The 23324-nt window shown below is 64.2% G+C and carries 20 protein-coding genes and 1 riboswitch; of the genes, 11 read left to right on the top strand and 9 right to left on the bottom strand.

The window, feature by feature from the left end:
* The first annotated feature begins 102 nt into the window (after positions 1–102).
* Positions 103–1317: an NADP-dependent isocitrate dehydrogenase gene (locus tag P6U25_RS13410; RefSeq protein ID WP_407151643.1), complete on the top strand. Its 1215-nt coding sequence runs from the start codon at positions 103–105 to the stop codon at positions 1315–1317.
* A 38-nt stretch (positions 1318–1355) separates the two neighbouring features.
* Positions 1356–1856 carry a DUF3455 domain-containing protein gene (locus P6U25_RS13405; protein ID WP_407151642.1) on the top strand — a complete coding sequence of 167 codons (501 nt, stop codon included), beginning with the start codon at positions 1356–1358 and terminating at the stop codon, positions 1854–1856.
* 16 nt (positions 1857–1872) lie between these two features.
* On the opposite strand, the gene alaS is transcribed toward P6U25_RS13405, so the two are convergent.
* On the bottom strand, positions 1873–4542 hold the full coding sequence (gene alaS, locus P6U25_RS13400; protein WP_407151641.1) for an alanine--tRNA ligase: 2670 nt from the start codon (positions 4540–4542) through the stop codon (positions 1873–1875).
* Between the two features lie 200 nt (positions 4543–4742).
* Positions 4743–4830: riboswitch (glycine riboswitch) on the top strand.
* 142 nt (positions 4831–4972) lie between these two features.
* On the opposite strand from alaS, the gene gcvT reads away from it, so the two are divergent.
* From gcvT to P6U25_RS13380, 4 genes are all read left to right on the top strand, one after another.
* Positions 4973–6118, top strand: coding sequence for a glycine cleavage system aminomethyltransferase GcvT (gene gcvT / locus P6U25_RS13395; protein WP_407151640.1), 1146 nt, complete (start codon positions 4973–4975; stop codon positions 6116–6118).
* 9 nt (positions 6119–6127) lie between these two features.
* On the top strand, positions 6128–6493 hold the full coding sequence (gene gcvH, locus P6U25_RS13390) for a glycine cleavage system protein GcvH (RefSeq protein WP_407151639.1): 366 nt from the start codon (positions 6128–6130) through the stop codon (positions 6491–6493).
* Between the two features lie 183 nt (positions 6494–6676).
* On the top strand, positions 6677–9550 hold the full coding sequence (gcvP, locus tag P6U25_RS13385) for an aminomethyl-transferring glycine dehydrogenase (RefSeq protein WP_407151638.1): 2874 nt from the start codon (positions 6677–6679) through the stop codon (positions 9548–9550).
* A gap of 294 nt (positions 9551–9844) precedes the next feature.
* Complete coding sequence (locus P6U25_RS13380; protein WP_407151637.1) at positions 9845–10276, top strand: acyl-CoA thioesterase; 432 nt, start codon at positions 9845–9847, stop codon at positions 10274–10276.
* 37 nt (positions 10277–10313) lie between these two features.
* Here the strand turns inward: P6U25_RS13380 and P6U25_RS13375 are convergent, their stop codons facing one another.
* The 3 genes from P6U25_RS13375 to recA all read right to left on the bottom strand — a co-directional run bounded on the left by P6U25_RS13375 (position 10314) and on the right by recA (position 13310).
* Positions 10314–11240 carry a hypothetical protein gene (locus P6U25_RS13375; RefSeq protein ID WP_407151636.1) on the bottom strand — a complete coding sequence of 309 codons (927 nt, stop codon included), beginning with the start codon at positions 11238–11240 and terminating at the stop codon, positions 10314–10316.
* Positions 11241–11401: 161 nt separating this feature from the next.
* Positions 11402–12124 carry a hypothetical protein gene (locus P6U25_RS13370; protein ID WP_407151635.1) on the bottom strand — a complete coding sequence of 241 codons (723 nt, stop codon included), beginning with the start codon at positions 12122–12124 and terminating at the stop codon, positions 11402–11404.
* 100 nt (positions 12125–12224) lie between these two features.
* Entirely contained in the window at positions 12225–13310 is a 1086-nt protein-coding gene (recA, locus tag P6U25_RS13365; RefSeq protein WP_280977055.1) for a recombinase RecA, read from the bottom strand.
* A gap of 1086 nt (positions 13311–14396) precedes the next feature.
* Between recA and P6U25_RS13360 the strand changes: the two genes are divergently transcribed.
* Complete coding sequence (locus P6U25_RS13360; protein WP_407151634.1) at positions 14397–14606, top strand: hypothetical protein; 210 nt, start codon at positions 14397–14399, stop codon at positions 14604–14606.
* A gap of 206 nt (positions 14607–14812) precedes the next feature.
* On the opposite strand, the gene P6U25_RS13355 is transcribed toward P6U25_RS13360, so the two are convergent.
* From P6U25_RS13355 to P6U25_RS13345, 3 genes are all read right to left on the bottom strand, one after another.
* On the bottom strand, positions 14813–15043 hold the full coding sequence (locus P6U25_RS13355) for a hypothetical protein (protein ID WP_407151633.1): 231 nt from the start codon (positions 15041–15043) through the stop codon (positions 14813–14815).
* Between the two features lie 95 nt (positions 15044–15138).
* A complete protein-coding gene (locus tag P6U25_RS13350; protein WP_407151632.1) occupies positions 15139–15423 on the bottom strand; it encodes a hypothetical protein in 285 nt (94 codons plus the stop codon).
* A gap of 86 nt (positions 15424–15509) precedes the next feature.
* A complete protein-coding gene (locus P6U25_RS13345) occupies positions 15510–15641 on the bottom strand; it encodes a peptidylprolyl isomerase (protein ID WP_407151631.1) in 132 nt (43 codons plus the stop codon).
* A gap of 164 nt (positions 15642–15805) precedes the next feature.
* Between P6U25_RS13345 and P6U25_RS13340 the strand changes: the two genes are divergently transcribed.
* Entirely contained in the window at positions 15806–17281 is a 1476-nt protein-coding gene (locus tag P6U25_RS13340; RefSeq protein WP_407151630.1) for an amidase, read from the top strand.
* Positions 17282–17317: 36 nt separating this feature from the next.
* Positions 17318–17782 carry a PaaI family thioesterase gene (locus P6U25_RS13335; RefSeq protein ID WP_407151629.1) on the top strand — a complete coding sequence of 155 codons (465 nt, stop codon included), beginning with the start codon at positions 17318–17320 and terminating at the stop codon, positions 17780–17782.
* A 21-nt stretch (positions 17783–17803) separates the two neighbouring features.
* Here the strand turns inward: P6U25_RS13335 and P6U25_RS13330 are convergent, their stop codons facing one another.
* Complete coding sequence (locus P6U25_RS13330; protein ID WP_407151628.1) at positions 17804–19846, bottom strand: pyrroloquinoline quinone-dependent dehydrogenase; 2043 nt, start codon at positions 19844–19846, stop codon at positions 17804–17806.
* A gap of 35 nt (positions 19847–19881) precedes the next feature.
* Complete coding sequence (locus P6U25_RS13325; RefSeq protein ID WP_407151627.1) at positions 19882–20103, bottom strand: hypothetical protein; 222 nt, start codon at positions 20101–20103, stop codon at positions 19882–19884.
* Positions 20104–20257: 154 nt separating this feature from the next.
* Here P6U25_RS13325 and P6U25_RS13320 point away from each other — a divergent pair, with 154 nt between their 5' ends.
* Both P6U25_RS13320 and P6U25_RS13315 read left to right on the top strand, forming a co-directional pair.
* Positions 20258–20707 carry a hypothetical protein gene (locus P6U25_RS13320; RefSeq protein ID WP_407151626.1) on the top strand — a complete coding sequence of 150 codons (450 nt, stop codon included), beginning with the start codon at positions 20258–20260 and terminating at the stop codon, positions 20705–20707.
* A 797-nt stretch (positions 20708–21504) separates the two neighbouring features.
* Positions 21505–23277: an adenylate/guanylate cyclase domain-containing protein gene (locus tag P6U25_RS13315; RefSeq protein ID WP_407151624.1), complete on the top strand. Its 1773-nt coding sequence runs from the start codon at positions 21505–21507 to the stop codon at positions 23275–23277.
* The last annotated feature ends 47 nt before the right edge of the window (positions 23278–23324 follow it).

The following is a 23324-nucleotide window of genomic DNA, read 5'->3' as shown; positions in this document are numbered from 1 at the left end:
GCATAACCGGTCCGCTTCCGCCCGTCCCCGGGCGGTGCTATAGCGCACGCGTATTCCAACCCGCGGTCAAAAGCGCGCTGTTCCCAAGAGGGCCTCTCCGTCATGGCAAAAATCAAGGTGTCCAACCCCGTCGTCGAACTCGATGGCGACGAGATGACCCGGATCATCTGGCAGTACATCAAGGACAAGCTGATCAACCCGTTCCTGGATGTCGACCTGCTCTATTACGACCTCGGGATGGAACACCGCGACGCCACCAATGATCAGGTGACGATCGATGCCGCCAACGCCATCAAGAAGGTCGGCGTCGGCGTCAAGTGCGCCACCATCACCCCCGACGAGGCGCGGGTGAAGGAATTCGGCCTGAAGGAGATGTGGAAGTCGCCGAACGGCACCATCCGCAATATCCTCGGCGGCGTGATCTTCCGCGAGCCTATCATCTGCAAGAACGTGCCGCGCCTGGTTCCGGGCTGGACCAAGCCGATCATCATCGGCCGCCACGCCTATGGCGACCAGTATCGTGCCACCGATATCAAGTTCCCGGGCAAGGGCACGCTGACGCTGAAGTTCGTCGGCGAGGACGGCACCGTGATCGAGAAGGAAGTGTTCAAGACGCCCGGCGCCGGCGTCGCGATGGAGATGTACAATCTCGACGACTCCATCATCGACTTCGCCCGCGCCTCGTTCAATTACGGTCTGATGCGCAACTATCCGGTCTATCTGTCGACCAAGAACACGATTCTGAAGGTCTATGACGGCCGCTTCAAGGACATCTTCCAGGACGTGTTCGACCGCGAGTTCAAGAAGGAATTCGACGCCAAGGGCCTGACCTACGAGCACCGCCTGATCGACGACATGGTGGCCTCGGCGCTGAAGTGGTCCGGCGGCTATGTCTGGGCATGCAAGAACTATGACGGCGACGTGCAGTCTGACACCGTGGCGCAGGGCTACGGCTCGCTCGGCCTGATGACCTCGGTGCTGCTCACCCCCGACGGCAAGACGGTGGAGGCCGAAGCCGCCCACGGCACGGTGACCCGCCACTACCGCGAGCATCAGAAGGGCAAGGAGACCTCGACCAACTCGATCGCGTCGATCTTCGCCTGGACCCGTGGCCTCGCCCACCGTGCCAAGCTCGACAACAACCCCGAGCTGGCGAAGTTCGCCTCGACTCTGGAGAAGGTCTGTGTCGCCACCGTCGAGGACGGGTATATGACCAAGGACCTCGCGCTGCTGGTCGGCGCCGACCAGCGCTGGCTGTCGACCACCGGATTCCTCGACAAGGTGTCCGACAACCTCGTGAAGGCGATGGCGGCCTGAGGGCTGCCGTTTCCGGACTGTTGGCGGCGAGCGTTATCATGGCCCTCTTCAAAGGCGCGACGCTCGCAATGCTGTTGCTGACCGGGTCGGCGGCGCTCGCCGCCGATCCCCTTCCCGCCGGCGTCGCGGCGCCGGGCGAGACCGCGGTGCTCACCGTCCACGCCGAGGGCGTGCAGGTTTACGAGTGCAAGCCGGTCACCGACGGCAAGCTCGGCTGGTCGTTCCGCGAGCCGATCGCGACCCTGATCGCCGACGGCCGCACCGTCGGCCGGCATTATGCCGGGCCGAACTGGGAGCATGTCGACGGCAGCGCCGTGACCGCCCGCACCGCCGGCGATGCGCCGGGTGCCACCGCGTCCGATATTCCCTGGCTGAAGCTCGAGGTGATTTCCCGCCGTGGCGAAGGCGTGCTCACCGGCGTCACCACCGTGCAGCGGATCAATACGTCGGGCGGCCAGCTCAACGGCGCCTGCGACCGAGCCGGCGCGCTGAAGAGCGCGCCCTACACCGCGGACTACGTGTTCCTGCGGAAAGGCTGAGGCGCGGCCGGGCCTGTCAGGCCCCGGCCATCGCCTGCTCGATCGCGGTCAGCGCGGCGTTCGCCTTGGCGCCGTCGGGACCACCGGCCTGCGCCATATCGGGTCGGCCGCCGCCGCCCTTGCCGCCGAGGGCTTCGGAGCCCTTGCGCACCAGCTCGACCGCGTTGAAGCGCGAGGTGAGATCGGCAGTGACGCCGACCACGATGCCGGCCTTGCCGTCCTCGGTGACGCCGACGATCGCAACCACGCCGGAGCCGATCTGCTTCTTGCCGTCGTCAACCAGGCTCTTGAGGTCCTTGGTCTCGACGCCCTCGATCGCACGCGCCAGCAGCTTGACGTTGCCGACCTCGCGGACGCCGCCGGCGCCGTTCGACGCTACGCCGCCGCCCATCGCGAGCTTCTTGCGGGCATCCGACAGGTCGCGCTCGAGCTTCTTGCGCTCCTCCATCAGCGCCGTGATGCGCGCCGGCACGTCCTCGATGGTGGTGCGCAGTTCGAGCGCGGCGGTCTTGGCCAGCGCGATGGTGTCGTTGGCGTGCCTGCGCGCATGGCGGCCCGTCAGCGCCTCGATGCGCCGCACGCCCGAGGCGACCGCGCTCTCGCTGGTCACCGAGATCAGGCCGATGTCGCCGGTACGGCGCACATGGGTGCCGCCGCAGAGCTCGACCGACCAGCCGAGCGCGTTCTGGCCATGCTCGCGGGCGCTCTTGCCCATTGAGACGACGCGGACCTCGTCGCCATACTTCTCGCCGAACAGCGCGCGGGCGCCGGCCTCGCGGGCGTCATCGACGGCCATGATGCGGGTGATGACCTCGTCATTCTCCAGCACGACGTCGTTGGCGATGTCCTCGACACGTGCGAGCTCCTCCGCCGTGATCGGCTTCGGATGCACGAAATCGAAGCGCAGCCGGTCAGGCGCAACCAGCGAGCCGCGCTGGGCGATGTGGTCGCCGAGCACCTGGCGCAGCGCCTCGTGCAACAGATGCGTCGCCGAGTGGTTGGCGCGGATCGCTGAACGCCTGATATGGTCGACCTCGAGCTGCAGCGCAGCGCCGACGTTCAGCGTGCCTTGCTCCACGGTACCGAGATGCACGAACAGATCGCCGGCCTTCTTCTGCGTGTCGGTGACACGGAAGGTGACGCCCTCGCCTGTGAGCACGCCGATGTCGCCGACCTGACCGCCGGACTCCGCGTAGAACGGGGTCTGGTTCAGCACGATCGCGCCGGTCTCGCCCGCCTTGAGGCTGTCGACTTCGGTGCCATCCTTAATGAGCGCGATCACCGCGCCCTCCGCGCTCTCGGTCTCGTAGCCGAGGAATTCGGTCGCGCCGAGCCTCTCGCGCAGCGGAAACCAAACGCTCTCGGTCGCCGCCTCACCCGAGCCAGCCCAGGAGGCGCGCGCCTTCTCGCGCTGCCGGTTCATCGCATCGTCGAACGCCGCCTGGTCGACGCTGATGCCGCGCGACTTCAGCGCGTCCTGTGTCAGATCCAGCGGGAAACCATAGGTGTCGTAGAGGGTGAAGGCGGTATCGCCGTCGAACATGTCACCCTTCTTCAGCCCCGCGCTCTTCTCGTCGAGAATCGAGAGTCCCCGCGCCAGCGTCTTGCGGAAGCGGGTCTCTTCCAACCGCAGCGTCTCTTCGATCAGGCTCTCCGCGCGCACCAGATCCGGATAGGCCTGGCCCATCTCGCGCACCAAGGCCCACACCAGGCGATGCATCAGCGGCTCCTGCGCGCCCAAGAGCTGCGCATGGCGCATCGCGCGGCGCATGATCCGGCGCAGCACATAGCCGCGGCCCTCATTCGACGGCAGCACGCCGTCGGCGACCAGGAACGCCGACGAACGCAGATGGTCGGCGATCACCCGGTAGGAGGCGACGGTCTGCTCGGTCGGTCCATGCCCGAGCGCGGACGCGGCGGCATCGATCAGATGGCGGAACAGGTCGGTCTCGAACACGCTGTCGACGCCCTGCAGGATGCAGGCCATGCGCTCCAGCCCCATGCCGGTGTCGATCGAGGGACGCGGCAGCGCCACGCGCTCGTCCTTCGTCACCTGCTCATACTGCATGAAGACCAGGTTCCAGAACTCGAGGAAGCGATCGCCGTCCTCCTCAGGGCTGCCCGGAGGCCCGCCCCAGATGTGCTCACCGCGATCGATGAAGATCTCGGAGCACGGACCGCACGGGCCGGTATCGCCCATCGCCCAGAAATTGTCCGAGGTCGCGATGCGGATGATGCGGTCATCCGAGAAGCCCGCGATCTTCTTCCAATGGCCTGCCGCCTCGTCGTCGGTGTGATAGACGGTAACGAGCAGCTTGTCCTTCTTCAGCCCGAAATCCTTAGTGATCAGGTTCCAGGCAAGCTCGATCGCGCGCTCCTTGAAGTAATCGCCGAACGAGAAGTTACCGAGCATCTCGAAGAAGGTGAGATGGCGCGCGGTGTAGCCGACGTTGTCGAGGTCGTTGTGCTTGCCGCCGGCGCGCACGCATTTCTGCGAGGTTGTGGCGCGCTGGTAGGACCGCTTCTCGACACCGGTGAAGACGTTCTTGAACTGCACCATGCCGGCATTGGTGAACATCAAGGTCGGGTCGTTGCGCGGAACCAGCGGCGACGACGCCACGATCTCGTGACCGTTTTCCTTGAAGAAATTCAGAAATGTCGCCCTGATGTCGTTGACGCTGCTCATGTTCATCCAATCGGAAAATGGGCCGGCCAGGCGCAAAATAACGTCAATTTCCGGCCGAACGCTTTTAGACATTGCCAGCCGCGGTGTCCAGAAACTGTGCAGGCGGATCATGGGCTTGCCGCAGGAGCACAAAGCCCGTTGATAGCAGCTTGGGCCGCGTTGACAGCCTTGGCGAAGGCGTGGTTCTGTCCTACCTATTGTTAAGTCACGTCGGGAGAGACCGGCCTTGCCGGCGCCGAAGGAGCAACCGCCCCGGAAACTCTCAGGCAAAAGGACCGCGTGACGTCTGACATCTGGAAAGAGGCGTTGACGGGCTTGGCCCCGACGCGTCCGCCGACGGGATAATACTCTCAGGCAAAGCGACAGATGGGGCTTTCTGCAGGTTTCTCAAGGGGAATGGGTCCTCGGCGGGAACCGCAAGGGCCCTGTGATGCTTGCAACCGATCATTCCCCGCTGAAGCAGACCCCGTTGCACGCGCTGCACCTCGCGCGTGGGGCCAAGATGGTGCCGTTCGCCGGTTACGACATGCCGGTGCAATACGCGGCCGGCGTCCTGAAAGAACACCTGCACACCCGCAGCCAGGCGGGCCTGTTCGACGTCTCCCATATGGGCCAGCTCGTGCTGAAGCCCAAATCCGGCAAGGTTGCCGACGCGGCGCTGGCGCTGGAGAAGCTGGTGCCGCAGGACATCCTGGGCATTGCGCCCGGACGGCAGCGCTACGCGCAGTTCACCAACGATGACGGCGGCCTGCTCGACGACCTCATGGTCGCGAATTTCGACGATCATCTGTTCCTGGTGGTCAACGCCGCGTGCAAGACCGAGGACGAGGCTCACCTGCGCGCGCATCTCTCCGACACCTGCGAGATCGTCTCGCTGGCCGATCGCGCGCTGATCGCACTGCAAGGACCGAAGGCCGAATCGGCGCTGGCGAAGTTTTGCGCCGATGTCGGTTCGATGAAGTTCATGGACGCCGGCCCGCGCCGCGTCAGCGATACCGACTGCTTCGTCTCGCGCTCCGGCTACACCGGCGAAGACGGCTTTGAGATTTCCGTGCCCGCCGACAAGGTGGAGGCGCTGGTCACCGCCCTGCTCGACAATCCCGAGGTGCTGCCGATCGGGCTCGGCGCGCGCGACAGTTTGCGGCTCGAGGCCGGGCTTTGCCTCTATGGTCATGACATCGACACCACGACGACGCCGGTCGAGGGCGCGCTGGAATGGTCGGTGCAGAAGGTTCGCCGAAGCGGCGGCGCCCGCGCCGGCGGCTTTCCGGGCGCGGACAAGGTCCTCGCGCAGTTCGCGCAGGGCGCATCGCGTCGCCGCGTCGGCCTCAAGCCCGACGGCCGCGCGCCGGTGCGCGAGGGCGCTGTGCTGTTTGCCGACGCCGGCTCAGGCGAGCCAATCGGCAAGGTGACCTCGGGCGGCTTCGGCCCGAGTCTCAATGCGCCCGTTGCGATGGGCTACCTGCCCACCGCCCTTTCCGCCATTGGCACCACCGTATTCGCCGAAGTGCGCGGTCAGCGGCTGCCGCTCAAGGTCGCCGCAACGCCCTTCGTCCCCAACACCTATAAACGCTAGAGGACATCCATGACGACGCTCTACACCTCCGATCACGAGTGGCTCCGCATCGAGGGCGACGTCGCCACCGTCGGCATCACCGACTATGCGCAATCGCAGCTCGGCGACGTCGTATTCGTCGAATTGCCCAAGGTCGGCCGCAGCCTGAAGAAGGCCGAGGCCGCTGCCGTCGTCGAATCCGTCAAGGCCGCCTCCGACGTCTACGCGCCGATCACCGGCGAGGTCGTCGAGGTCAACGAGGCGCTCGCGGCCGACCCCGCGCTGGTCAATTCGGATGCCGGCGGCAAGGCCTGGTTCTTCAAGCTGAAGATCGCCGACAAGAGCGAGCTCGACGGCCTGATGGACGAGGCCGCCTACGCCGCGCACACCGCCTGAGTGAATGAGTGAATGAACCGATTTTCGACCACGCACTCGCTGTCGTCGCCCGGCCTTGTGCGCAATTGCGCACTGGACCGGGCGACCCAGTACGCCGCAGCGCTTCAGCTTCATCACTGATGTCCCGGCGTACTGGATATCCCGCTTTCGCGGGGTGTGACGGCGAATAATGAGGATCAGCCCATGAACGCGCCCTTCAAGCCGAGCAACGAAGCCGCCACCGATTTCGTGCGCCGTCACATCGGCCCATCGCCTCGCGACATCGACGCGATGCTCGAAACCGTCGGTGCCCGGAGCCTGCAAGCGCTGATGAGCGAGACGCTGCCGCCGTCGATCCGGCAAAAGGCGCCGCTCGATCTCGGACGTGCGCTGAGCGAGCCCGAGGCGCTGGCGCATATGAGCGAGCTCGCCGCGCAGAACCAGACCTTCACCTCGCTGATCGGCCAGGGCTATTCCGGCACCATTCTGCCCACCGTGATCCAGCGCAACATTCTGGAAAATCCGGCTTGGTACACGGCCTACACGCCGTATCAGCCGGAGATCAGCCAGGGCCGGCTCGAAGCGCTGTTCAACTTCCAGACCATGGTCTGCGATCTCACCGGGCTCGATGTCGCCAACGCCTCGCTGCTCGACGAAGCGACCGCGGCGGCGGAAGCGATGGCGCTCGCCGAGCGCCACTCGCAGGTGAAGGCGAAGGCCTTCTTCGTCGACAAGGACGTGCATCCGCAGACGCTGGCGGTGATGCGCACGCGCGCCGCCCCGTTGGGCTGGGCCCTGATCGTCGGCGATCCCCTGACCGAGCTCGACAAGGCCGACGTCATTGGTGCGCTGCTGCAATATCCCGGCACGTCGGGCGCGGTGCGCGACCTCAGGCCCGCTATCGCATCGCTGCGCGCGAAGGGCGCGCTTGCGATCATCGCAGCCGACCTGCTGTCGCTGAGCTTGCTCGCCTCGCCCGGCGAGCTCGGCGCCGACATCGCTGTCGGCTCGGCGCAGCGCTTCGGCGTGCCGATGGGCTATGGCGGGCCGCACGCCGCCTACATGGCGGTGCGTGATACGCTGAAGCGCTCGCTGCCCGGCCGCATCGTCGGCCTGTCGGTGGATTCGCGCGGATTGCCTGCCTACCGGCTCGCGCTGCAGACCCGCGAGCAGCACATCCGCCGCGAGAAGGCGACCTCCAACATCTGCACCGCGCAGGTGCTGCTTGCGGTCATCGCCTCGATGTATGCGGTCTATCACGGCCCCGAAGGCCTGATGCACATCGCGCGGTCGGTGCATCGCCGCGCCACGGTGCTCGCCGCGGGCCTGCGCAAGCTCGGCTTCGCGCCTGATAGCGAGGCGTTCTTCGATACGCTCACCGTTGAGGTCGGCGCAAAACAGAGCGAGCTCGTCGCCCGCGCGCTCGCGGAGCGGATCAACCTGCACATCGGCGAGACCACGCTCGGCATCGCCGTCGACGAAACTACGACGCCCGAGACCGTCGAGGCCGTGTGGCGCGTGTTCGGCGGCAAGCTCAGCTATGCCGATATCGAGGCCGGCGCGCGCGAGGCGCTGCCGAAGGATCTGAAGCGCACCAGTGCCTTCCTCACTCATCCGGTGTTCAACACCCATCGCTCCGAGACCGAGCTGTTGCGCTATATGCGCAAGCTTGCCGACCGCGACCTCGCGCTGGATCGCGCGATGATCCCGCTTGGCTCGTGCACGATGAAGCTCAACGCCACCACCGAGATGATCCCGCTGACCTGGCCGGCATTCGGCAATCTGCATCCGTTCGCGCCGGCGGACCAGGCCAAGGGCTATCACGCGCTGTTCAAGCGGCTGGAAACGTGGCTGTGCGACATCACCGGCTATGATGCGGTCTCGCTGCAGCCGAACTCCGGCGCGCAGGGCGAATATGCCGGACTTCTCGCAATCCGGGGTTATCACCTCGCGCGCGGTGAGCCGCACCGCAAGGTCTGCCTGATCCCCTCCTCGGCGCACGGCACCAATCCGGCATCGGCGGCGATGGTCGGCATGGATGTCGTGGTGGTCGCGTGCGATGCGCGCGGCGACGTCGATGTCAACGACCTCCGCGCCAAGGCCGAGAAGCACGCGAACAACCTTGCCGCTGTGATGATCACCTATCCCTCGACCCATGGCGTGTTCGAGGAGCATATCAGCGAGATCTGCGACATCGTTCACGCGCATGGCGGACAAGTCTATCTCGACGGCGCCAACATGAATGCACAGGTCGGGCTCTCCCGGCCCGGCGATTACGGCGCCGATGTCAGCCATCTCAACCTGCACAAGACCTTCTGCATCCCGCATGGCGGCGGCGGGCCCGGCATGGGCCCGATCGGCGTGAAGGCGCATCTGGCGCCCTATCTGCCCGGTCACCCGGCGACCGATGGCGCCGTAACGCATCCGGTTGGCCCGGTCTCGGCCGCGCCGTTCGGCTCGGCGTCGATCCTGACGATCTCCTACATCTACATCCTGATGATGGGCGGCGAAGGCCTGACGCGGGCGACCGAGATCGCGATCCTCAATGCGAACTACATTGCCGCACGGCTGCAGCCGCACTTCCCGGTGCTGTATCGCAACGCGCGCGGCCGCGTCGCACATGAGTGCATCGTCGATCCGCGGCCGCTGAAGACGAGCGCCGGCGTCACCGTCGACGACATCGCCAAGCGGTTGATCGACTACGGCTTCCATGCGCCGACCATGAGCTTCCCGGTCGCGGGCACGCTGATGATCGAGCCGACGGAATCGGAGTCGAAGATCGAGATCGATCGCTTCTGCGACGCCATGATCGCGATCCGCAACGAGATCGCCGAGATCGAGAAGGGGCGCTTCAAGGTCGAAGCCTCGCCGTTGCGTAACGCACCCCACACCGTCCACGACATCGCCGACGATGCCTGGAACAGGGCCTACACCCGCGCCGAGGGTTGCTTCCCGGACGGAGTGTCGCGATCCGACAAATACTGGAGCCCGGTCGGCCGCGTCGACAACGTCTACGGCGATCGCAACCTGGTGTGCTCGTGCCCGCCGGTCGAGGATTACGCGCAGGCCGCTGAATAAAGCGCCCCTGGTGCAGGATGGGTAGAGCGCAGCGAAACCCATCACTGCCAATCAGCGCCGTGAAAGATGGGTTTCGTGGGGTTTATCATCGGACCGCGCGCTGCGCCGACCCGTTGGCTCTACCCATCCTACGGTCTAGAAGTGCTGCGTCTCTGACGCGTGATTCACTCGGTGTCGTTCCGGAGCTCGCGAAGCGAGACTCCGGAATCTGGATCCACGACTTCTGGATTCCGGGTTCGCGACTTGGTCGCGCCCCGGAATGACGGAATGGTCCGGCGCAAGGAAGGAGGCTTCATGCGCGAGCAATTCTGGTTTCATTTCCCGTTTCGCGTCCGCTATTCCGAGGTCGACGCACAGGCCGTGGTGTTCAACGCCCACTATCTGACCTACTTCGACACCGCCATCACCGAGTATTTTCGTGCGCTCGGCTACGATTACCTCGGTGAGGTGGCGAGGACCGGCATCGATTTTCACACGGTGCGCTCGGTGGTCGAGTACAAGGCGCCGATCCGGTTCGACGAGGACATCGACGTCTGTGTGCGGGTCGCGCGGATCGGCCGCTCCTCGATCACGCTGGCGCTCGCCATCTTCGCCAAGGGCTCCGAGGACCTTCGCGCCACCGGCGAGATCGTCTGGGTGGCGACCGATCAGAAGACCCATCAATCGGTCGCGGTAACGGAGGACGTGCGGGCGCTGATTGCAAGCCGGGAGAAGGCGCTGGCATAGGGACGAGCGACGCCTACCGGCGTCGCGCAAACAAGCATTACGGCGCGACCAGAGTGCGGCTCTCGGAGTCCCAGCGCCACAGCCGCTCATTGATCAGTTCGGTGCCGCCCCACCAGCGATGGATCGGGTTGTGCTGGCTGAAGTCGCCGGTGCCCGCGACGATTGCCTGGCCGAAGCCGGTCAGCGCGAGCCGGCTTCGCTTGTAGCGTTGATGACGGTCAGGATCTTCGTGCAGGGCGAGATCGAATGGCCCCTCATTGAGGCCCGCGATGGCAGGCATCGGACAACGGGCCAGCCTGTCCAGCAGGGCCCCGGTCTCCCAATATCCGAGCGTCCGCCGTGGGATGAGCTTCTCGTGCCGTGGAAACAGGTCATATGGATGAACATGCCCCGCTGAGAGCAATTCCAGCATCCGCATTTCCGTTGCGCCGAGCCCGGAGCCGCGCGAGGGGAGCTCTTCCAGCAACGCGACGATTGAATTCTGCAATTGCGGAAGCGCGCCAAGATCCTGAGCCAACAAATTGAACCAGGTTTCTGGCGTCGATGCGCGCCAAGCTGTCCACGCGTCGCTGGCGGTCTCGAGATGATCGTCACGGATGAGAGCGAGTTGCAGCGACCACGCGGCCAATTCGGACGGCTGCTGCTCGCCGATGGCCTGATCCGCTTGCAATATCGCAAGCCTGGATATGACGCTCGCATGAGGGCGCAAGTAGTGCAGCAGCCAGATCAATTGCAGTTGAGAGTTCGGATCGGGATCGACCCATAGATCGACGGCGTCGAAGCGCTCGCAGAATTCCGTCAATCCAAGACCCTGGCTGCGCGCGTCCTCGACCAACCTGCCGGTGAGATGATCCAGCCAGTGGGCACCCACACGGCGCGAAGCCGCGCGCGGCGACAGCAACGCGTCAAGTTCGCTTGACGCCGGCAACCTTCCGCACGCAAACTGCTGCTCGATGCCAATCACGCAATCGGCGAGCCGTGCGGCTTTCAGGCCGCCCGCGCCGCTATCGGTGAATGTGAGGATAAGCCGGGTCATAACGGTCATGCCGCGGTCGGGGGAAATTCATCGGTCGAACTTACTGAACGACACTTTGCGAGCCTCCAGCTTCGATCCAATGAGTAAATCTATGGAGCGACCAGGGCACGGCTCTTGGCGTCCCAGCGCCACAGCCGCTCTTTGATCAACTCCGTGCCGCCCCACCAGCGATTGACGGGGTTGTACTGGCTGAAATCCAACTCGTGCTTCAGCACCTCTTCGCCGAAGTCGGTCATCGTCAGACGACTCTGCAGGAAGCACTCCCAGCGAGCCTTCGCATCGCCAGGCCTTTCCATTTCCGGTGGAAAGCCCGCGAGAACCGTCGTCCGGTACGCCTGCCAGCACATGCTTGCCGTCTCGATATCCGCTGGTCGGACGTTGACAAGCGGCACCTTGTCCCATTCACCCCATGTCTCGTGGGTCGTCATCAGGTCGAAACCGACCAGACGCAATTTCAGCTTGGCCACCGTCGCTGGATAAGCCCGGAAATGGTCGAGCAACCAAATCAGTTGCAGTTGATCGTTTGGATCCGGATCGAACCAAAGCTCGATCATCTCATAAGCATCGCAAAACTCGATCAATGCGAGATCCCTGCGCGCCTTGGCTTCCTGAGGCCACCGGCCCCGCGGGCTCCAGTGCGACCAATGTCCGACCGGATCTTGGTCGGAACGTAATCCGAAATATGCCTCAAGCTCTTTCGGTGACGGCAGCGGTCCGCCAACAAACCGAAAGAACGATATAATGCCGACCTCGGCAAGCCCCGCACGCGTGAGGCTGCTGCCGGACGAACTGGTCATGATCAGACGCTTCATCGGCCATTCACTCAGCACAAAACGAAACGGGCACCGAAGACGTCGGCAACTCAACGTCCTCAGCGCCCGCTTGCAGCGAAATCATTCCAGTCTTTGACGCTTACTCTCCCGGTTCTTCGCCGTCGGCGTCGCGCTCGGGCGTGCCGGCGAGGATCTGCTCGGCGATCAGGCCGGAGTTCTGACGGATTGCGGTTTCGATCTTGGCGGTGATGTCCGGGTTGGAGCGCAGGAAGGCCTTGGCGTTCTCGCGTCCTTGCCCGAGCCGCTGGCTGTCGTAAGAGAACCAGGCGCCGGATTTCTCGACCAGGCCGGCCTTGACGCCGAGGTCGAGGATCTCGCCCATCTTGGAGACGCCCTCGCCGTACATGATGTCGAACTCGACCTGCTTGAAGGGCGGCGCCAGCTTGTTCTTCACCACCTTGACGCGGGTGGTGTTGCCGACGACCTCGTCACGCTCCTTGATCGCGCCAATGCGGCGGATGTCGAGGCGGACCGAGGCGTAAAACTTCAGCGCATTGCCGCCCGTGGTGGTCTCCGGCGAGCCGTACATCACACCGATCTTCATGCGGATCTGATTGATAAAGATCACCATGGTGTTGGATTTGTTGATAGAGGCAGTGAGCTTGCGCAGCGCCTGGCTCATCAGGCGCGCCTGCAGGCCCGGCAGCGCATCGCCCATCTCGCCCTCGAGCTCGGCCTTCGGCACCAGCGCCGCGACTGAATCGATCACCAGCACGTCGACCGCACCGGAGCGTACCAGCGTGTCGGCGATTTCCAGCGCCTGCTCACCGGTGTCCGGCTGCGAGATCAGGAGCTCATCGATGTTGACGCCAAGCTTGCGCGCATAAACCGGATCGAGCGCGTGTTCGGCGTCGATGAAGGCACAGATGCCGCCCTTCTTCTGGCCTTCCGCCACCGTGTGCAGCGCCAGCGTGGTCTTGCCCGACGATTCCGGCCCGTAGATCTCGACGATGCGGCCCTTCGGCAGACCGCCCACGCCGAGCGCGATATCGAGCCCGAGCGATCCCGACGACACCGTCTCGACATCCATCGAGCGGTCGTTCTTGCCGAGCTTCATCACCGAGCCCTTGCCGAACTGGCGCTCGATCTGGGAGAGCGCGGCTGAGAGGGCCTTGGACTTGTCCATGGAGGATCCTTCGACGATACGCAGTGCAGTGGCGGACATTTGGGATGTGCTCCTTATGGCGGGGATTCGCTAGCGGGACAAACGGGCGACGAGTTCAGGCAGAACACGTTGTTGATTGCTGCGTACCATGTTTGTTCCATGTTCGCAATATGTTCTTTTCGGATGCGCGACCGCAGCCCATTTTGTCCCCAGCGGTCAGCGCAATTCCGCGAACGACCTGAACCGCTTAGACCACGCTCTCTGCAGGACTGCTGGCATTTCAATGGAGGTTCTGGGCAGAGCAATCTTTATGTGGCGAAAAGTATTCGCGTTGCGCCCCAAGCTCTCTCCGTCCCAAGATTAGCCGTTCGAGACCACAAAAGAGTAAGGATTACTTCCGTAGTTCTCCGGCCGTGAACAAGGTTCCAGGGCCAGCCCGAACATTTGGCGTCAGCCGGAGGGAGCAGCAAACGAACGCGAGGCGGCCCGCGTGGGTTCCGTGGACGTTCGGGATCCCCGCAATCATACGGGGTTCGAACGCATGAACCTTTATGGTGGCTCGTGCAGACCTATGTGGGCCAGGATTTTGCAGCAACCTTCCTGGGGCTAGCCGACGCCGCTCGCACGTATTTCAAGCGGGCGGCGTTGCGTTTTTGGGAGATGCGAGGGCTGTCCCGGCGGCCAGGCTCTGGCGCCGCGCGAGTCGCCAAGGAAGCGACATCACGGCCCGTTGTTCTCCGGGCAGAACAAAGTTCCTGCCACAAATCGGACCAATCTAAATTACGTTTCCAAATCAGATACTTAACTTCCTTTCACAAACGCGTTCAAGAGCTACTCGTAATCCCGTGCGGACGCCTAGTCGCAGCGCGTGAGCCGTATTTGCACGTACTACCTTGGTACTCTCCTGACCGCCGAAAAAAGTCCGTAGCCTTCGGGCGACTGCGCCGGTTCCATCGGTGTTCCTCCAACTAGGCAAGCCCACTTCGGGTGCGCAGGCGGCACCGCTAGCGCACGAATCCCAGCTAGGGTCCGCAACAAACTGAAATACGAATTTGAGGACGACATCTCGCTTCCGCTTAAAGAGCTTTGTTTATTTATACAACCTTTAGTTTAGCGGCCCGCCCTCAATTTCCGCGGAGCTCATCAATGATCCACAGGGGCATCGAATTCAGCGTCACCGAGGTTGCGGCCGGCGTCTGGACGTGGCGCTTCCAGCTCGGCGACCGGATCTTCACGGGCAGGACCGGGACAAACCTGGATTTATTGGCGATCCGCCGCGTGCAGTTGCGGATTGATCGCGAGCTGAAGAAAATCGCGCACGATCAGCCGCCGCGCGGACGAGGCAATGCGGATTGAAGCGTGATCCGGACAACGCCACCGCATCTCAGAACAAGCGATCCAAGGCGCCCATACGAAGATCAGCCAACGGAAGACGTCGCCGCGTCCGCCATAGGAGCGCCCCCCGCATTTTCGATTCTGGTTGAATCAGCACCAAAGCTGCAAATTCTAGTTTCGACACGCTTTCTTCGCGCCAATCGGCGTCCACGTCGCTTGAAAACGTCCTAGTCCGCGCTCGCAAGCCGCCGCATCGTGAACTCGATATCGCCACCGGGCAATTCGCGCCAGCTTTCGACGGCGCTCATATAGGCGGCCTTCGGGTAGCGCGCGAGAAAGTCGCGCGCCCGCAACCGGGCCTCATCGCGTGGCAGGGTAAAGGTCTCGCGCACATAGCCGTCATGCGCCTTCCGCCGTTCGGCCATTCGGCTGGCGAGATCGCGCGGGCGAAAAGCCATCGTCGTAACTCCGAACCATCTAACGACCGTCCCAATATAGGGATGGCGCTGAGGGAATCCGAGTCCGCGAGACGATCGCTGCTGAGCGGCCGTGGCTACTGGCTGCGCTGCGCCGCGCTGCCGGTCTTGGCCTTTGGCTTGGCGGGATGGGCGGCCGCCTTGGGTGCATCGCTGCGCACCGCACCCCACGGATCGGATGACGTCTTGGCGTCTGGAATCTTGCTGAGCGAGTCCCTGTAGGCCTTCTCGTTGACCGCGTCCTGATCCTTCTCTTCCTGGGTCTTGCTCTTGACCTCGGGCATCAGGTTGATGTTCGGCATCTGCGCATAGGCCGGCGCCGACAGCAGCACCGCGACCGCAACCGCGCACAAAACTCGCATAAGAACGCTCCCTCGCATTGTCGCCAGCGGTATATCACCGCAAAAAAGGCGCCGCCAAGCGCGCCTGCGGCGGACCTCTCATGAGCTTAGAGATTGTCCGACTTGCAGGATTTCGGTGACTGCGCCCAGTCGTCCCAGATCGGTCCGCACTTGGTGCAGCCGTTGAGCGCAAGCCCGATCGCAATCACGCTGCCAAGCATCACCAATCTGCGGAACATGAGCGGCCCCATCCCTGACAGCGGCAATAGGCCTCAAAACTGGGGCATTTTCAAGCCACGGGACGCGGCGCCTGCCCTGCACCGCCGCCACACCCGACGGACGGTTTGACGCGGCGCACGCTCAATTTACAGTGCGAAACAAAGCGGAATAAGGAATCGACAGCATGACTTTGGCGATGAGCTGGGACGAATGGGCGCAGCACGATGGAACGGCGCTCGCGGCCTGCGTCAGGACAGGTGAGCTGTCGCCTCGCGAATTGGCCGCCCAGGCTGCCGCCGCCGTCGCCAAGGTCGATCCCGCGCTCAGCGGCGTGGTCGAGCTGTTCGATGACGCGATCGCCGATCCCGCGCGCGACGGCACCGATCTCGACGGCCCGTTCGCCGGCCTGCCCTTCCTAATGAAGGATCTCGGCCCGACGCTGAAGGGCCGCCTGCAAGAAATGGGCTCGCTGATGATGCGCGGCAATCGCGCCACGGAGGACACCTTCCTGACGTCGAAGCTGCGCGAGGCCGGCCTCAACCTGATCGGCCGCACCACCACGCCGGAGTTCGGCGTGTGCAGCTCGGCCGAGAACCCCGCAGTCTATGTCACGCGCAATCCCTGGAACACCGATTACACCACCTGCGGCTCGTCGGCCGGCAGCGCGGCGATGGTGGCGGCCGGCGCCGTCCCGATCGCGCATGCGACCGACGGCGGCGGATCGATCCGGATTCCGGCGGGCGTGAACGGCAATATCGGCCTGAAGGTCTCGCGCGGCGTGTTCTCGCTGGCGCCGCATCTGTCCGATCTCACCGGGCTGGTCTCGATCCAGGGCTGCCAGTCGCGCTCGGTGCGCGACACCGCGGCCTTTGTCGATGCCTGCCGCGGGCCCGGACCGGGCGAGTTCATGCCGTTCTGGACACCGCCCGAGCCTTACACCACCACCATCACCCGCGATCCGCCCCGCCTCAAGATCGCGCTGTCGCACCAATGGGGCGACTTTCGCGCGACGCCGCATATCGCTGCCGAGCTCGAGCGGGTCGGACGCTTTTTCGAAGGCCTCGGTCATCACGTCGACCACGCCTTGCCGTCGGTCGATTACCGGGAGGCCTTCGCGGCGCAGACCACCTGCTACATCAGCAATTTCGCCGTCGTGATCAGCAACATGCTCGCCGCGCGCGGCCTGCAGCGGCCGCCGGCGGACCTGATCGAGCCGATCAACATCCGGATCTGGGAGCACGGCCGGCACACCAGCTTTGCCGATCGCGCCCGGATGCAAGCCGTCTTCAACACGACGTCGCGCGGCTTCGGCGCGTTCTTCGAGGATTGGGACATCATCCTGACGCCGATCACGGCGCTGCCGACGCCCAAAATCGGCACGACCGAGTATCTTACGATCAGCGACAATCCGTCGGTGCTGGACTGGTTCGGCAATCTCTGGCGCAATTTCGCCTTCACGCCGCTCGCCAATCTCTGCGGCATCCCCGCGATCTCGCTGCCGCTCGCCACCAACGAGCACGGCCTGCCGCTCGGCATCCAGGCGATCGCAAAGCAGGCCAATGACGGACTGTTGTTGCAGCTCGCCGCCCAGATCGAACGGGCGATCGACGGAAAGTGGAATCGCGGCGAGACGCCGCGCGTGCACGTGACGCGCGACTAGAACAAGACGACCATTCGGGAGAGGAAACGGATCATCATGCAGCAGCAAGCCGGAGAGTTCGGGATCGACGATGCGCGGCGCGTGCTTGGCGACGTGTTTGCGCCGTGGGTGCAGGATCTCAACCTGTCGATCGAGCAATTCGACTTCGCGCCGCCCACGGGCAATGCCGCCGACTGGCAGCCCGGCGCGGTGCTGCGCATGCCGTTCTCCGAACGGCTCTGCCGCACCGGCGGCATCGTCTGCGGCCAGGCGCTGATGGCATTTGCAGACACCGCGATGGTGCTGGCCAACCTCGCCGCCAACAAGGCCTACCGCCCGATGACGACGGTCGACCAGACCACCCATTTCATGCGCGCGGTGACCGCGTCCGACGTGCTCGCCGACGCGCGCGTTGTCAGGCTCGGCCGCACCATGAGCTTCGGCCGCGTCACGCTGCTCTCGGCCACCGACAACAAGCCGGTGGCCATGGTGTCGAGCGCCTTCGCAATGCTGCCGGGCTAGGAGAGCGGCCTGGCGGGAACGTCATGCGCCCGACCTCGGCTGCGCGGCGCTCGCGTGACGCCTTCGCCGCCAGCGCCACAGCAGCGCGACGAGTGCGATCAGCACGACAACGACCGCGGCCGCTTTCGCCGCAAACCGCCCACCCGGGCGATCGATCATCCGCGACCACAACGAAGGTCCCTCGCCCTGACGCGGCAGGCGGAACGCCACCACGCTGTCGCCAATCGAGGTGCCGCCTTCGGAATGACCACCGGCGCCGATCGCGACATATTGCTCGCCCTTCCAGAGATAGGTCATGGGATTGGCGACACCGGGCACCGGGAGACGACCCTGCCACAGCTCCTGGCCTGACCTCGCATCGAACGCGCGCAGATAGGCGTCCATCGCGCCGGTGAAGACCAGCCCGCCCGCAGTGATCACGACACCGCTCACCAGCGGCGTACCCCAGTGGAATGCGAGGCCGAGCGGCGCGAGATCCTCGCTGGTGCCGACCGTCGAGTGCCACAGGATCTTGCCGGCCTTCAGGTCGACCGCCACCATCTCGCCCCACGGCGGCTTGTTGCAGAGCAGGCCGAGCGGCGACATCGCAACCGCCCGCGACATCGCAAACGGCGTCCCTTCCTGCCGGCCGAAGTCATGACCCGGCGGCGGATTAAAGCCCTTGGCCTCTTCGCGCGGGATCAGCTTGACGATATGCACGGCGTGGCTGGTGTTGGCGTACAGAACTTGATGGATGGGATCGAACGCCGCGCTGCCCCAGTTCACGCCGCCGCCGGTCATCGGATAGACCACGGTGCCTTGCGTCGATGGCGGCGTGTAGAGGCCCTCGTTGCGAGATTGAGCGAGCAGCTTCTCGCAGGCGCCGCCAACACCCGGCACCAGGCTGAACGCGTCGGCGGCGGAGATATGCTGGGACAACAGCGGCGGCACGTGGGTCGGAAACGGCTGCGTCGGCGACAGCCGCTCGCCCTCCGGGCCGCCTTGCGGCACGGCGCGCTCCTCGACCGGCCAGACCGGCTTGCCGGTGTCGCGGTCGAGCACGAACACAAAGCCTTGCTTGGTCGGCTCGATCACGACATCGCGCATCCCCTCGCCGGTGTCGATCCGCGCCAGCGTCGGCTGCGCCGGCAGGTCGTAGTCCCAGACGTCGTGATGAACGGTTTGGAACGCCCATGCCAGCTCACCGGTCTCGATCTTCAGCGCCACTACCGAGTCGGCGTGCTCGTCGTTGCCCGGACGCTTGCCGCCCCAGAAATCTGGACTGGGCGACGTCGTCGGCAGGAAGACGAGGCCCCGCGCCTCGTCCACCGACATCGGCGCCCAGACATTGCTGTGGCCGGCGGCAATCCCGTCATGCACCAGTGGATCGAAGCTCCAGCGCGGCCGCCCGGTGCGCGCGTCATAGGCACGGACCGCGCCGACTGGCGCATCGACCCTTCGGTTGTCCGCGATCGCCGATCCCACCACGACCACGCCGCGCCCGGTCACTGGGGCCGACGTGATCTGGAATTCGCCGGGCCATTGCAGCTTCATCCCGGCGTCAATGGCAATCTCGCCGCCGTTCCCGAAATCGGCGCACGGTGTGCCGGTCCTGGCGTCGAGCGCGATCAGGCGCACGTCGTTGGTGCCGGTGAAGATCCGCGACCGGCAGGCGGCGCCCTCAGGCGCTTGATCGTCGACCCAGTAGGCGACGCCGCGGCAGACGAAGCGGTTGGCCGGCCGCTGCGCGATGCTGATCTTGGGATCGAAGCGCCATTTCTGCGCACCCGTGCCGGGATCGAGCGCAATTACTTCGTTGAACGGCGTGCAGAAGATCACGCTGTCCTCGACGAACAGTGGCGTCGCCTCGAACTTGGTGCGCTTCATGACATCGCGCGGCCGGGTCTCGAGATCGCCGGTGCGAAACTCCCAGGCGCGCACGAGGCTGCCGACATTGTCAGGCGTGATCTGCGCCAGCGGCGAGAACCGCGTGCCGCCGGCGTCGCCGCCCCAATGCTCCCAGGCCAGCGCGGGTGGCGCAACGAGCAGCAGCAGTGCTGCAAGCAGGCGAAACAGCAATCGCATCGCACCCAGGGGCCGACGGCGGAGCCGGAACGGAATCACTTCGGCTTCTTGCCGGCGTCGACCGGCTTGGTGATGCCCCACGGATCGTATTTCTCCTTGGGCTCGGGAATCCGATCGAGCGCGGCCTTGTAGGCCTTTTCGTCGATCTGCGGCTTCTTTTCGGTCGCCTTGTCCTGCTGATGTCCCCGCCGGCCCTGCGCCAAGGCAGGCGTCGCGATCAGCGCAACAATCACGGCAGCCATCGTGAAACTCTTCATGTCAACCCCCCTCCGCCGCAGAAATATCCGGCAACACCGGGACCTCAAGAATAACTTGCCCATCGACATTTGTTGATCGACAAAGCGCGCCTTGTGGCGCGATTCAGCGCCTTCAGGGGGCGCAATCTGGGCAGCCGCACATTAAGTGACTCGCATGGGACAGGGACGACTTTGCATTGCGGTGCTGCTGGCCGGCGCCGCCTTGATCTTGAGCGGCTGCGGACTGGCGGACAGCCACGCGGTGTGGCCCGATTTCTTGAAGGCCAAGGCCTCCGATCCGCCGCCGCTCGAAGCGCCGCCGGACATCAAGCAACTGGTCGGCGCGAAGCTGGATTCGGTGTTCGCGGCGGGCTCGCAGCCGACCCATGTCCGGGTCTCGGCGCCGCTGCACGATCCGCGCGGTCCCGGCTGGACCGCCTGTGTGCGCGCCGAGCTGACCTCCGTGATCGGCAAGCCGCTCGGCACCCAGACCTACCGCATCTTCATCGATGGCGGCACAATCCAGGATCGCCGGCTCGTGGACGCCGACGACAACTGCGTCGCCGAAAATTACGAACCGATCAAAGGCCCCGGTCCGATGGAAGCGCGAAACCCTAAATCCTAGGCGCGACTGCGGCCACTGGCTCCCGATGACGGCAAAGATGATTCTGCGTTCTCGCGACACGATCTGTCCGAGCTTTGCATCTCGTTCCGCCCTCTCATCAGGTAGAGGGCGCAGGGAAAGCCGGGTGCCGATCGCACCCATGGGCCCCGAGCAAGGGTAGAAAGCTCGGGGGTAGGACCACAGGTGTAACCGGAGCAATCCCGGCTTTCCCTGCGCGATGGGTTACGGCTTATACGTGCTCGCCCCGGCGAGACTGGGCTTGGTTGTCACCGCCGTTGCAACACGCAATTGCGTCTTGCAACAGGACACCTGCCACTAGGGCGTCAGGCCTGCACGACTTCGCCGTCCGCCTTGCATGTGCTCGTCAGTCACACGCGCGGCGTCCACCGCATCTCGACCCAGCACTCGTGACGATCGCGAAGCGCCCCTCAGGCGGGTGAGACGGAGCGGATTCAACATCTGAGTTGGGTCAATCGCCAAGCGGAAACTTGCCCGTCGGGCTATTTTGTCGCACACGCCGGCAGCCTATCGGCGTTGGAGGCGCCGCCGACATATCCAACTGGCTCGGCTGCTGTGATGCCCTGATAGGCATGCATCCAGCGAAGCCCTGATCGATCACGGTGTCGGCTGGTTCGGGACGATCGGACGCCATCCAGCTTGGGCACCATCTACGGCTTTTCAAACCGAAGCGGGCGTTCGCTTTATTAAGGAAGCCGCGAAGCTCGGATTTTGGGGTGTTCCGCGCCTTGGACGCACGATAATCTGTCAGCCCGCTCCGAGGGCGTATCGAGACGCAAATGGCTGAGACCGAGCGCAGGCTGATCGCGATTTTTGCGGCTGACGTCGAGGGATATAGCCGCCTGATGGGAGCTGACGAGGTCGGCACTCTCAGGGATTTGACAGAGCGGCGTGCCGTTCTCGACCAGTTGATTGCTTCTCATCGCGGCAGGATTGCCAATACCGCTGGCGACAGCGTGCTCGCGGCGTTCGGCAGCGCCGTCGATGCCGTCCAATGTGCGGTCGAGGCGCAGGCCGCGCTGGCCAAGGCCAATGCTGGCCTGTCGCGTCAGATCAACTTCCGGATCGGAATCCACGTCGGCGATGTCATGATCAAAGGAGGTGACCTCTTTGGCGATAGCGTCAACATCGCCGCACGATTGCAAGCCCTCGCCAGCGCCGGCGGCTGCTGTATCTCCAGCGTTGCCTACGATCAGGTCAAAAAAATTCTTCCCCTGGAATTTACTGACCTTGGCGCCCAACAGGTCAAGAACATCGAGGAGCCGATCAGGGCTTATGCAGTCACCTCAAAGGGTGCGGCGACAGCGGACATAGTCGGTTTCGCGACACCCGCCAGCAGCGGCCAGTTATCCCTGCCGGACAAACCATCCATCGCCGTGCTCCCGTTTCAGAACATGAGCGGCGATCCCGAGCAGGAATATTTCGCGGACGGAATCGTCGAAGACATCATCACTGCTCTGTCGCGCTTCAAGTCGCTGTTCGTCATCGCCCGCAACTCGAGCTTCACGTTCAAGGGCAAGGCTGTCGACATCAAGAAAGTCGGTCGTGAGCTGGGCGTTCGTTATGTGCTCGAAGGCAGCATCCGCAAGGCCGGAGGAAGGCTCAGGCTAACCGGGCAGTTGATCGACGCCGCGAGCGGCGCGCATCTGTGGGCTGACAAGTTCGACGGATCGCTTCAAGATGTATTCGATCTTCAGGACAGGATCACCATGAGCGTGGTTGCCGCGATTGCACCCAGGCTCGACCAGGCCGAGATCGAGCGCTCCAGGCGAAAGCCGACCGAACGGCTGGATGCCTATGATTACTATCTTCGTGGGTTGGCCGTCGTCGAAGGCGCAACCAAGGATGAGAACGAGGAAGCGCTCAGGCTGTTCTACAAGGCGATCGAGATCGACGCCAATTTTGCGCTGGCACACGCGATGCTGGCGCGGTGCTTCACCTTACGAAAAGCAAACGGCTGGATGGCCGATGTCACAAAGGAATCGGCAGAGACCACGAAGCTGGCTCGCCGGGCCGTGGAACTGGGAAGAGATGACGCAGCAGTTCTGTCACGGGCTGGTTACGCTCTCGCGCGGGTCGCTTTCGAACCGGAGGAAGGCGCTGACCTGATCGAACGGGCACTTGCGCTCAATCCGCATCTCTCCTCCGCGTGGCAATTCGGCGGCCTACTCAAGGCATTCCGCGGAGAGCCGGAAACGGCAGTTGAGCATTTGGCTCATGCCATGCGGTTGAGCCCGCTCGATCCAAGTCTCTACTCGATGCAGACGGCGACGGCGCTCGCCCATTTTGTTGCCGGCCGATATGACGAGTCGGTCTTGTGGGCTGAGAAAGCCTCGCGGGAAGATCCCAACTTCTTGCCCGCCATTAGAATTATCGCGACCAGCGCCGGAAATTCCGGTCAACTGGAGCGAGCCCGTAAAGCGGCGAAGCGAATGCTGGAAATCGATCCTACATTCAGAGTGTCCAAGTTGTCGGATCACGTGCCAATGCGGCGGCCCGAAGATCTTGCAAGATATGCGGAAGGCCTGCGACGCGCCGGATTACCGGAATAGTTCACGGGCAAGCTAAGTTTTTGAGTATCCCGCCGTCGTTACGACGA

It is taken from the genome of Bradyrhizobium sp. ORS 86, from assembly GCF_045571475.1.
GTDB lineage: Bacteria > Pseudomonadota > Alphaproteobacteria > Rhizobiales > Xanthobacteraceae > Bradyrhizobium.
Note: the sequence above shows the minus strand (reverse complement) of the source record. Positions and strands in the feature narration are given on the sequence as shown.